Source organism: Pseudomonas sp. SDO52101_S400 (assembly GCF_054071635.1).
In genome coordinates, this window is sequence record NZ_JBSVWF010000100.1 from 1 (window position 1) to 11,282 (window position 11,282).

Below are 11,282 nucleotides of genomic sequence, written 5' to 3' on the forward strand. Positions count from 1 at the left end.
TTCGACTGCGCCGGAAGTGGGGCGAATTATAGGCCTCCAGAATCTGCCGTCAACCACTATTTTCATAAATCTGTCATATCGGTCAAAAAAGCCCCGAAACGCGAAGGCCGACCTTAAAGGTCGGCCTTCCTTGCGCTGCCCTTCTACTTACAAGCTAGGAAACGCGAATTGCGAAGCTTCATGGCTCGCCCGCTGTGGCCAGCGCTGGGTGATCGCCTTGCGACGGGTATAGAAGCGCACACCATCCGGACCATAGGCATGCAGATCGCCAAACAGCGAACGCTTCCAGCCACCGAAGCTGTGGTAAGCCACCGGCACCGGCAATGGAACGTTGACGCCGACCATGCCGACTTCAATCTCGTCGCAGAACAGACGGGCTGCCTCACCATCACGGGTGAAGATGCAGGTGCCATTGCCGTATTCGTGATCGTTGATCAGTTGCATCGCTTCTTCCAGGCTGTTCACCCGAACGACGCACAGCACCGGCCCGAAGATCTCCTCTTTATAGATGCGCATCTCAGGAGTGACGTTGTCGAACAGGCAGCCACCCAGGAAGAAGCCTTCTTCGTGACCGGCAACACTCAGACCGCGACCATCGACCACCAGAGTCGCGCCCGCCGCCACGCCGTCTTCGACATAACCGCTGACTTTGTCGCGCGCCTGACCGGTGACCAGCGGCCCCATGTCCAGGCCACAAGAAGTGCCAGCACCGATTTTCAGCGCCTTGATCTGTGGAACCAGTTTTGCCACCAGCGCGTCCGCTACCTGATCGCCCACACACACGGCCACCGAAATCGCCATGCAGCGCTCGCCGCAGGAACCGTAAGCCGCGCCCATCAGTGCGCTGACGGCATTGTCCAGATCCGCATCCGGCATCAACACCGCGTGGTTCTTCGCGCCGCCCAGTGCCTGCACGCGTTTGCCGCGCTTGGTGCCTTCGGCATAGATGTACTCAGCAATCGGCGTCGAGCCAACGAAGCTCAGCGCTTTGACTTCCGGCGCTTCGATCAGCGCGTCCACCGCAGTCTTGTCGCCGTGCACTACGCTCAGCACGCCTTTCGGCAGGCCGGCTTCCAGCAGCAGTTGAGCGATCAGCAGGGTCGAACTTGGATCACGTTCGGACGGCTTGAGGATGAAGCAGTTACCGCAGACGATCGCCAACGGGTACATCCACAGCGGCACCATGGCCGGAAAGTTGAACGGTGTGATGCCGGCCACTACGCCCAGTGGCTGAAAGTCCGACCAGGCATCGATGTTCGGGCCGACGTTGCGGCTGTACTCGCCCTTGAGAATTTCTGGAGCGGCGCAGGCGAACTCGACGTTCTCGATGCCACGCTTCAATTCACCGGCAGCATCTTCCAACGTCTTGCCATGTTCTTCACTGATCAATTGCGCGATGCGTGCTTCGTTCTGCTCCAGCAGTTGCTTGAAGCGGAACATGACCTGGGCGCGTTTGGCCGGTGGCGTGTTGCGCCAGGCCGGGAACGCAGCCTTGGCAGCATCGATGGCGTGCTGGATGGTTTCGCGGCTGGCCAGCGGCAGCTTGTGGATCGCCTGACCGGTGGACGGGTTGAACACATCAACTGCGCGACCGTTCTCGGTCACCAGTTCGCCATTGATCAAATGCGGGATAACGCTCATGAAAACTCCTGAATTCTTGTCCACGGGCACCGCCATGGAGTGCCCGCTTTTGTGGGTATATATAGAAGGAAAAATCAGTCGAGCTTGTTCAGCACCTCGCCGACCGCGTCGAACAGACGATCAAGGTCTTGCGGCTTGCTGTTGAAGGTTGGGCCGAACTGCAGGGTGTCGCCGCCGAAGCGCACGTAGAACCCGGCTTTCCACAGCGCCATGCCGGCTTCGAATGGACGCACGATGGCGTCGCCGTCGCGGCCTGCAATCTGGATCGCACCGGCCAGGCCGTAGTTGCGGATGTCGATGACGTTCTTCGCACCTTTCAGGCCATGCAGAGCATTTTCGAAATGCGGCGCAACGTCGGCCACGCTCTGCACCAGGTTTTCCTTTTGCAGCAGGTCGAGTGCCGCGAGACCTGCGGCGCAAGCCACCGGATGCGCCGAATAGGTGTAGCCGTGCGGGAATTCGACGGCGTACTCCGGGGTCGGCTGGTTCATGAAGGTCTGGTAGATCTCGGAGCTGGCAATCACCGCGCCCATCGGGATCGCGCCGTTGGTGACTTGCTTGGCGATGCACATCAGGTCCGGGGTCACGCCGAAAGTGGTGGCGCCGAACATGGTGCCGGTACGGCCGAAACCGGTGATCACTTCGTCGAACACCAGCAGGATGTTGTGCTGATCGCAGATCTCACGCAGGCGCTTGAGGTAACCCTGTGGCGGAACCAGCACGCCAGCGGAGCCGGCCATAGGCTCAACGAACACCGCTGCGATGTTCGACGCATCATGCAGCTCGATGAGTTTCAGCAACTCATCGGCCAGGGCAATACCGCCCTGCTCCGGCATGCCACGGGAGAATGCATTGCTCGCCAGCAGGGTGTGCGGCAGGTGATCGACATCCATCATCGCCTGACCGAACAGCTTGCGGTTGCCGTTGACGCCGCCGAGGCTGGTGCCGGCGATGTTCACACCGTGGTAGCCACGTGCACGGCCGATCATTTTGGTCTTGGTCGACTGGCCTTTCAGGCGCCAGTAAGCGCGGACCATTTTCACCGCGGTATCGGCGCACTCGGAACCGGAGTCGGTGAAGAACACGTGGTTCAGGTTACCCGGGGTCAGATCGGTGATTTTCTCCGCCAGCTGGAACGACAGCGGATGGCCGTACTGGAAGCCCGGCGAGTAATCGAGGGTGCCCAACTGCTTGGCCACCGCTTCCTGGATTTCCTTGCGGGTATGCCCGGCGCCGCAGGTCCACAGACCGGACAGCGAGTCGTACACCTTGCGGCCCTTGTCGTCGATCAGCCAGCTGCCTTCGGCGCCAACGATCAGGCGCGGGTCGCGCTGGAAGTTGCGGTTGGCGGTGTACGGCATCCAGTGCGCGTCCAGCTTCAGTTGGCTGGCCAGTGGCGACGGCGCGTTTTCAGGCATGTTCATCGGGCAAAACCTCGCAGGGCAATAAGCTTCAGGGAGATAGAAAGCGTTCTTGCAGCTAAATTGCCACGGGGATAAAGTCGGTGAAATCCAACTTTTCTAACCTTCAGTTAGAGCCCTGCTAAACAATGAGAACAACAATATGAGCAGCCGCCGTCCCGATCCACTGGCCCAGGTCAGTGACTTTGATATTCGCCTGCTGCGGATTTTTCGCAGCGTGGTGGAGTGCGGCGGCTTCTCCGCAGCGGAAACCGTGCTCGGCATCGGCCGCTCGGCGATCAGCCAGCAGATGAGCGATCTGGAACAACGCCTCGGCCTGCGCCTGTGCCAACGCGGGCGTGCCGGTTTCTCCCTGACCGAAGAGGGCCGCGAGGTCTATCAGTCGGCGCTGCAGTTGTTGAGTGCACTGGAAAGTTTTCGCACCGAGGTCAACGGCCTGCACCAGCACTTGCGTGGCGAGTTGATCATCGGTCTTACCGACAACCTCGTCACCCTCCCCCACATGCGCATAACCCACGCACTGGCACAGTTGAAGGAGCGCGGGCCGGACGTACAGATCCAGATCCGCATGATCGCCCCCAATGAAGTCGAACAAGGTGTGCTCGACGGGCGCCTGCATGTCGGCGTGGTGCCACAGGCCAGTGCACTGTCGGGACTGGAATATCAACCGCTGTACAGCGAGCGCTCGCTGCTTTATTGCGCGGTCGGCCATCCGCTGTTTTACGTCGATGACAAACAACTGGACGACGAACGCCTGAACAGCCAGGACGCCATCGCCCCGACCTTCCGTTTGCCGGCAGAGATCCAGGCCCACTATCAGGCGCTCAATTGCACGGCCAGCGCTTCCGACCGGGAGGGTATGGCGTTCCTGATTCTGACCGGGCGTTACATCGGCTATCTGCCGGATCACTACGCCAGTCTCTGGGTACAACAAGGTCGCTTGCGCGCGCTCAAGGCCAGTACCCGTTTCTACGATTTGAGCCTGGCCTCGGTCACCCGCAAAGGCCGGCGACCGCATCTGGTACTCGAGAGCTTTCTCGAAAGCCTGGCCGCCACGCGCTGATGACTGGGGTTTTATGCACCCGGGGCTTGTCGCAGGCCGATGGTTGCGCTATCAACGCAACTGGTTGCACCCCTCAGACAAACCCGGAAGTGCCTATGACCTTTGAAGTCCCCGCTCACGGCGGCAAACCTGCCAGCCGCATTCGTCAGAAGAACGAAGAGACCATCATCAAAGCCGCCGAAGACGAGTTCGCCCGTCACGGGTTCAAAGGCACCAGCATGAACACCATCGCCACCAAGGCCGGGTTGCCCAAGGCGAATCTGCATTACTACTTCACCAACAAGCTCGGGTTGTACGTGGCGGTGCTGAGCAACATCCTCGAACTGTGGGACAGCACCTTCAACACCCTGACGGCCGAAGACGATCCGGCCGAAGCGCTGACCCGCTACATCCGCGCAAAAATGGAGTTTTCCCGTCGTCAGCCACAAGCGTCGCGGATTTTTGCGATGGAGGTGATCAGCGGCGGCGAATGCCTGACCGAGTATTTCAATCAGGACTACCGCGCCTGGTTTCAGGGTCGGGCCGCCGTATTCCAGGCTTGGATCGATGCCGGCAAGATGGACCCGGTGGATCCGGTGCACCTGATTTTCCTGTTGTGGGGCAGCACTCAGCATTACGCTGACTTCGCCACGCAGATCTGTCGCGTCAGCGGTCGCAGCAAACTGACCAAACAGGACATGGAAGACGCCGGCAACAACCTGATCCGCATCATTCTCAAAGGCTGCGGCCTCACTCCTTCTCTATAAGACGTTTATGCCTTTCACCCTCAGCGACTTTTGCGAGTTCCGCGAAGAGATTCGCAAAAGCCGTTTCATCACCTTCGCCTCGCCGATTGGCAGCCCTGCCGACGCGCAAACCTTCATCGAGCAGCACAGTGACTTGAACGCGTCGCACAATTGCTGGGCGTGGAAACTCGGTGATCAGTACCGCAGCAATGACGACGGCGAACCGGGCGGTACGGCCGGACGGCCGATTCTCGCAGCCATCGAGGCGCAGGATTGCGATCAGGTCGCGGTGCTGGTGATCCGCTGGTACGGCGGCATTCAACTGGGCACTGGCGGATTGGCCCGGGCCTATGGCGGCGGCGCCAACAAATGCCTGCAAGCGGCGGCGAAAGTCGAACTGATCAGCCGTGTGCCACTGAGTTGTGCCTGCGGGTTTGCCGAACTGGCCCTGGTGAAGTTGCGGGTGGCAGATCTCGGCGGTCTGGTGGTGGAGGAAAACTTCACCGCCAACGGTGTCGAATTGCAGTTGGCAGTAGGCGAAGCGCAGATCCCGATGCTGCAAAACCAACTGGCCGATCTCAGCCGTGGACGCATTCTGCTGCAGCGCTGAATACCTGCAATATTTCAGGGCACGACACGAGTCGCTAATTCCACCGAGTTGCCCACATCAGCTGTGCACCCGACTGTGGATAACCTGAGCACACACCGCTGTAACCCTTCTGTCACGTGGCTTTGCGCGATTTGCTCACTTTTCGCCCAAACCACATGAAAAAAGTTTAATTCCAAGTAAAAACAATCAGTTAGATCTGTTTATCGCCATTGGGAGATAGCACCGGTACGCTTATGCCAAGGTTTTCCGATTGCGCACAAATACTGTGGAGCAACCTGTGGATAACCCGTTCATGACTCCCTTAGCCGCAAGTGCTGCTTGGCTCCGACGGGATTGCTCGTTTTTTAACCAGAATTTCACGAGCAAAACTGGAGCCTGATCAACGGCTTTGCGCTCAATTGGTGCTGCCCATCCGCGCACTTTTGCCTTCGATGCTCTACGTAACGGGTTGCCGGGCAAGGGCTGGACGGGTTCCTGACTCAATGGCCAGGAAATTGCTTTATCCACAGGCACAACTCCAAGCAAGCCGAGCCTGTCATGCACAACTCCACGCCCACGCCGCGCCTGCAACTGCGCCGCATCAGCAAACGTTATCCCGGTTGTCTGGCCAACGATGCCATCGATCTGAGCATCGCCCCCGGCGAAATTCACGCCCTGCTCGGTGAAAACGGCGCGGGTAAAAGCACCCTGATGAAGATCATCTACGGCGTCATCCAGGCCGACTCGGGCGAAATGCTCTGGCAAGGACAACCGGTAAACATGCGCAACCCGGCCCAGGCCCGGCAGTTGGGCATCGGCATGGTGTTCCAGCATTTCTCGCTGTTCGAAACCCTGACCGTGGCGCAAAACATTGCATTGGCGATGGGCCCGGCAGCCGGAACGCCGAAACAGCTTGAACCGAAAATCCGCGAAGTGTCCCGCCGTTATGGCATGGCACTGGAACCGGAGCGACTTGTCCACAGCCTGTCGATCGGCGAGCGCCAGCGGGTGGAGATCGTTCGTTGCCTGATGCAGGACATTCGCCTGCTGATTCTCGACGAACCGACTTCGGTGCTCACGCCGCAGGAAGCGGACGAACTGTTCATCACACTGCGTCGGCTCGCGACCGAGGGCTGCAGCATTCTGTTCATCAGCCACAAACTCGGCGAAGTTCGCGCTTTGTGCCACAGCGCCACGGTATTGCGCGGTGGTCGGGTCGCAGGGCATTGCGTACCGGCGCAATGCTCCGACCAACAACTGGCGCAATTGATGGTCGGAGAGTCGGCGGGGCTTATCGGCGAGTATCCGAAAGTCAGCGGCGGCGCGACATTTCTGCAGGTCAGTGGATTGAACTGGCACAACCCCGATCCGTTCGGCTGTTCGTTGGTCGACATCGACTTGCAAGTGCGCAGCGGCGAAATCGTCGGCATCGCCGGCGTTGCGGGCAACGGTCAGGATGAATTGCTGGCACTGCTTGGCGGCGAGCAAACCCTGCCCCGCCACGCAGCGCAAACCATCTGTTTCCAAGAGCGCGCCGTCGCCGATCTACGTCCGGAGGCGCGACGCAAACTCGGCCTGGCTTTCGTCCCCGCCGAACGCCTCGGGCACGGCGCGGTCCCGGAGTTGAGCCTGGCGGATAACGCCCTGCTCACCGCATTCCAACAAGGCCTGATCAGCCACGGTTTGATCGAGCGCGGCAAGGTCGAAGCCCTCGCCCAAACGATCATCCAGCGCTTCGGCGTGAAAACCCCGGACACCCAAACCAGCGCCCGCAGCCTGTCCGGCGGCAACCTGCAGAAATTCATCCTCGGGCGGGAAATTCTCCAGCAGCCAAAACTGCTGATCGCCGCGCACCCGACCTGGGGCGTGGACGTCGGCGCCGCGGCGGTGATTCATCGCGCTCTGATTGCCCTGCGCGATGCCGGCGCGGCGATCCTGGTGATTTCCGAAGACCTCGACGAACTGTTCCAGATCAGCGATCGCCTCGGCGCACTCTGCGGCGGGCGGATGTCGGCGCTGCAAGACACGGCGCAAACCCGAATCAGCGATGTCGGTGGCTGGATGGCCGGCCAGTTCCACAGTTCTCAACCCCAACCCGCCGCGGTTTAACGGAGTTTCCCATGCTGCTTTCCCTCGAACCCCGTGGCCGCCAATCGCGCCTGATGCTGTGGTGCTCGCCGCTGTTGGCGGCGGTGCTGACTCTGGGCTGCGGCTCATTGCTGTTTATCGCTCTCGGCCATGATCCGCTGCAAACCCTGCACACCTTATTGATCGCGCCGGTCAGCGACCTGTATGGCGTCTCCGAATTAATGGTCAAGGCGTTGCCGATCCTGCTCTGCGCACTTGGCCTGGCGGTGGCCTATCAGGCGCGGATCTGGAACATCGGCGCCGAAGGCCAGTTATTGCTCGGTGCGTTGGCCGGCAGTGCGCTGGCGGTGAACATCATCGACATGCAAAGTCGCTGGGCACTGGTGTTGATCCTGCTGACCGGCACCCTCGCCGGCGCCGCGTGGGCCGGCGTCACGGCCTGGCTACGCACGCGCTTCAACGCCAATGAAATCCTCACCAGCATCATGCTCAATTACATCGCGCTGAATCTTCTGCTGTTCTGCGTCCACGGGCCGTTGAAGGACCCGGCCGGGTACAACTTTCCCGAGTCGGCGATGTTCGGCGACGCCAGCCGCCTGCCGTTGTTGATGGAGGATGGCCGGGTTCACGCCGGGGTGTATTTCGCCCTGCTGGTGCTGGTGGCGGTGTGGGTGTTGTTGCAGAAAAGCTTTGTCGGCTTCCAGATCAAAGTGCTCGGTCTGGATAAGCGCGCGGCGGGGTTCGCCGGGTTTCGCGAGACGCGTCTGATCTGGCTCGCGCTGTTGATCAGCGGCGCACTGGCGGGGCTGGCCGGGGTGTGCGAAGTCACCGGGCCGATCGGGCAACTGGTGCCGCAGGTATCGCCGGGCTACGGCTATGCGGCGATCACCGTGGCGTTTCTCGGGCGGCTCAATCCCATCGGGATTCTGTTTTCCAGCCTGTTGATGGCGCTGCTGTACATCGGCGGCGAGAGCGCGCAGATGACGCTGAATCTGCCGCAAGCGATCACCCAGTTGTTTCAGGGAATGATGCTGTTCTTCCTGCTGGCCTGTGACGTGCTGATCCTCTACCGACCACGCCTGAACCTGCGCTGGGTGCGGCGCACCTCAACCACTGCCGTAACCGCCGGAGCGCTGTGATGGATATCGATCTGCTGAGCAATATTTTCTACGCCATGGTGCGCTGCGGTACGCCGCTGCTACTGGTGGCGCTGGGTGAACTGATCTGCGAAAAGAGCGGCGTGCTCAACCTCGGGCAGGAAGGGATGATGCTGTTTGGTGCGGTGATCGGCTTCATTGTCGCCTTCAGCACCGGCAATCTGTGGCTCGGCGTTGTATTGGCAATGTTGGCAGGGATGTTGTTGTCGTCACTGTTTGCGCTGGTAGCGCTGGTCTTCAACGCCAATCAGGTGGCGACCGGGCTGGCGCTGACGATTTTTGGCGTTGGCCTGTCGACCTTTGTCGGCGCGGCATGGGTCGGCAAACCACTGGCCGGTTTCGAGCCGCTGGCGATTCCTTATTTGAGCGATATGCCGCTGATCGGTCGGATGCTGTTTGCCCAGGATCTGCTGGTGTACCTGTCGTTCGCACTGTTTGCGCTGGTGGCCTGGGTGATTGTCAAAAGTCGTGTCGGGCTGGTCATTCAAGCAGTCGGCGAGAACCCGGACGCGGCGAGTGCCATGGGCTTGCCGGTGCTGACCGTGCGTACGTTGGCGGTACTGTTTGGCGGGGCGATGGCCGGACTGGCCGGGGCCTATCTGTCGCTGGCGTACACACCGATGTGGGCCGAGAACATGACCGCCGGACGCGGCTGGATCGCTCTCGCACTGGTGGTGTTCGCCAGTTGGCGGGTGTGGCGGTTGTTGCTCGGCGCCTATCTGTTCGGACTCGCCAGCATCCTGCACCTGGTGGCGCAGGGGTTGGGGCTGGCGATTCCTTCAAGCCTGCTGGCGATGCTGCCGTACGTCGCAACCATTCTGGTGCTGGTGTTGTTGTCGCGGGATACGGTGCGTACAAGGTTGTACGCGCCGGTATCACTGGGACAGCCGTGGCAGGCCGGACATTAAGCCGTGACGGCCCGCGACAGCGACCGAACAGGCAACGCCTGAGCAATGCCCCACGCCACTTCGAGAACCAGGAAACCCACCACCAAAGAACTGGCGCCGTGGGCCAGGGCATACGTCATCCACGCGGCGAACAGAAATCGCGTCACCGCGTCATAGCGCCCATAAACCGGCTGCGGATCACGAATCCGCAGCACCGCCCACATGCACACCACCGAACCGAACAGATTCGCCATCAACAGATGCGCAGGTTCGAACGCCGGCAACTCACCGGGCAACTCCAGCGCCTGACTCAGCGCCGTCAACAAACCATGCAACACGGCAAAACTCCATGGCGTGACAAACGCCACTGTCACGATCAAGTCATACCAGGCACTGCCGCGCACCAACTGCCGATACTGCGTTGAAGTCCACATCATCCTTGCTCCGAAAATTCAGGGAGCAATCACGGTAAAGCCTGGAGTATGCTCCAGGGTCAAACACTTTCGAGACCTGCAAGATGCGCATCGGTGAGTTGGCCCAGGCCTGCGATGTCAGCCGTGACACGCTGCGATTTTACGAGGAGCGCGGATTGATCGCGGCGCAACGCAGCGCCAACGGTTATCGCGACTATCCGCCGGAAATGGTGCAACTGGTGCTCTACATCAAAACGGCGCAGCGTCTGGGCTTTACCCTTGGCGAGATCGGCAGCAGCGTTGGCGCGTTGTGGCAATCACCAAACCCCGACACCACCGTCACGCAATTGCTGCAAGACAAGCTCAAGCTGGTCGAAACCCGCATGGCCGAACTCGGTGAACTGCGCCGGGAACTGCAGCATCGGCTCAGTCAACGTTGTCCATTGAACCCGTGATCTTTCAACTTTCAAGGAAAGCCAATCATGTCCGCACTGAATCCTGCCAAGCACGCACTGATCATCGGCGCCTCCCGGGGCCTGGGTCTGGGCCTGGTGAAAACCCTGCTGGCCGACGGCTGGCAAGTCACCGCCACCGTTCGCAATCCTTCGAACGCCGAGGCGCTGAAAGCACTGGGCAACGTGCAAGTCGAAAAACTCGACATGGACGACCAGCAAGCGGTGATCGCTCTGAGCCAGAAACTCAAGGGCGAAACGTTTGACCTGCTGTTCGTCAACGCCGGGGTCAAAGGCCCTGAAGTACAGACGCCGGGCGGCGCGACACTGGCGCAAGTCGGTCAACTGTTCTTCACCAACGCGGTGGCACCGATCAACCTGGCCCAACGCTTCGTCGGGCAGATCCGCGACGGCAGCGGCGTGCTGGCGTTCATGAGTTCGGTGCTCGGCAGCGTGACCATGCCCGACGCCCCGGAACTGGCGCTGTACAAGGCCAGCAAAGCGGCGCTGAACTCGATGACCAACAGCTTCGTCACTCAGTTGGGCGATCAGAAACTGACTGTGCTGTCGCTGCATCCGGGCTGGGTGAAAACCGACATGGGTGGCGAAGGCGCCGATATCGACGTGGACACCAGCACTCGTGGTCTGGTGGATCAGGTGGACGCGTTTGCCGGCAAGGGCGGCCATCACTTCGTGAACTACAAGGGTGAAACCATTCCCTGGTAAACACTGAGGATCTAAATGTGGGAGCGGGGGTGGTGGGGGGGGGGGGGGGGGTGGGGGGGGGTTGTCAACCGAGAGGGCGTTTTTTCGGGTAAACAAGAGCCCCCAACGGAGCCTTTAGTT

The 11,282-nt window shown here is 60.5% G+C and carries 11 protein-coding genes; 8 read left to right on the plus strand and 3 right to left on the minus strand.

Going from position 1 to position 11,282, the window contains the following annotated elements:
* Nucleotides 1–147 precede the first annotated feature (147 nt).
* Together ACW9HX_RS28085 and ACW9HX_RS28090 are read right to left on the minus strand one after the other, a co-directional pair.
* A complete protein-coding gene (locus ACW9HX_RS28085) occupies nt 148–1,641 on the minus strand; it encodes a CoA-acylating methylmalonate-semialdehyde dehydrogenase (RefSeq protein WP_011332326.1) in 1,494 nt (497 codons plus the stop codon).
* Nucleotides 1,642–1,715: 74 nt separating this feature from the next.
* Nucleotides 1,716–3,065 carry an aminotransferase class III-fold pyridoxal phosphate-dependent enzyme gene (locus tag ACW9HX_RS28090; protein WP_457383085.1) on the minus strand — a complete coding sequence of 450 codons (1,350 nt, stop codon included), beginning with the start codon at nt 3,063–3,065 and terminating at the stop codon, nt 1,716–1,718.
* Between the two features lie 139 nt (nt 3,066–3,204).
* Here ACW9HX_RS28090 and ACW9HX_RS28095 point away from each other — a divergent pair, with 139 nt between their 5' ends.
* The 6 genes from ACW9HX_RS28095 to ACW9HX_RS28120 all read left to right on the plus strand — a co-directional run bounded on the left by ACW9HX_RS28095 (nt 3,205) and on the right by ACW9HX_RS28120 (nt 9,592).
* Nucleotides 3,205–4,125 carry a LysR family transcriptional regulator gene (locus tag ACW9HX_RS28095; RefSeq protein ID WP_007958517.1) on the plus strand — a complete coding sequence of 307 codons (921 nt, stop codon included), beginning with the start codon at nt 3,205–3,207 and terminating at the stop codon, nt 4,123–4,125.
* A 95-nt stretch (nt 4,126–4,220) separates the two neighbouring features.
* On the plus strand, nt 4,221–4,871 hold the full coding sequence (locus ACW9HX_RS28100) for a TetR/AcrR family transcriptional regulator (protein WP_085711287.1): 651 nt from the start codon (nt 4,221–4,223) through the stop codon (nt 4,869–4,871).
* Between the two features lie 7 nt (nt 4,872–4,878).
* The gene (locus tag ACW9HX_RS28105; protein WP_457383086.1) at nt 4,879–5,460 is read left to right on the plus strand and encodes an IMPACT family protein; all 582 of its coding nucleotides are present in this window, start codon (nt 4,879–4,881) and stop codon (nt 5,458–5,460) included.
* A 537-nt stretch (nt 5,461–5,997) separates the two neighbouring features.
* Entirely contained in the window at nt 5,998–7,548 is a 1,551-nt protein-coding gene (locus ACW9HX_RS28110) for an ABC transporter ATP-binding protein (protein ID WP_457383087.1), read from the plus strand.
* 11 nt (nt 7,549–7,559) lie between these two features.
* Nucleotides 7,560–8,666, plus strand: coding sequence for an ABC transporter permease (locus ACW9HX_RS28115; RefSeq protein ID WP_457383088.1), 1,107 nt, complete (start codon nt 7,560–7,562; stop codon nt 8,664–8,666).
* Nucleotides 8,666–9,592: an ABC transporter permease gene (locus ACW9HX_RS28120; RefSeq protein WP_457383089.1), complete on the plus strand. Its 927-nt coding sequence runs from the start codon at nt 8,666–8,668 to the stop codon at nt 9,590–9,592. The genes ACW9HX_RS28115 and ACW9HX_RS28120 overlap by 1 nt, the downstream gene beginning before the upstream one ends.
* Here the strand turns inward: ACW9HX_RS28120 and ACW9HX_RS28125 are convergent.
* Nucleotides 9,589–10,005, minus strand: a complete 417-nt coding sequence (locus ACW9HX_RS28125) for a hypothetical protein (protein WP_457383090.1) — start codon at nt 10,003–10,005, stop codon at nt 9,589–9,591. The two genes, ACW9HX_RS28120 and ACW9HX_RS28125, sit on opposite strands and share 4 nt — an antisense overlap.
* Nucleotides 10,006–10,088: 83 nt before the next feature.
* On the opposite strand from ACW9HX_RS28125, the gene ACW9HX_RS28130 reads away from it, so the two are divergent.
* A complete protein-coding gene (locus ACW9HX_RS28130) occupies nt 10,089–10,439 on the plus strand; it encodes a MerR family transcriptional regulator (RefSeq protein WP_457383091.1) in 351 nt (116 codons plus the stop codon).
* 36 nt (nt 10,440–10,475) lie between these two features.
* Nucleotides 10,476–11,162 carry an SDR family oxidoreductase gene (locus tag ACW9HX_RS28135; protein WP_457383092.1) on the plus strand — a complete coding sequence of 229 codons (687 nt, stop codon included), beginning with the start codon at nt 10,476–10,478 and terminating at the stop codon, nt 11,160–11,162.
* Nucleotides 11,163–11,282: the final 120 nt, after the last annotated feature.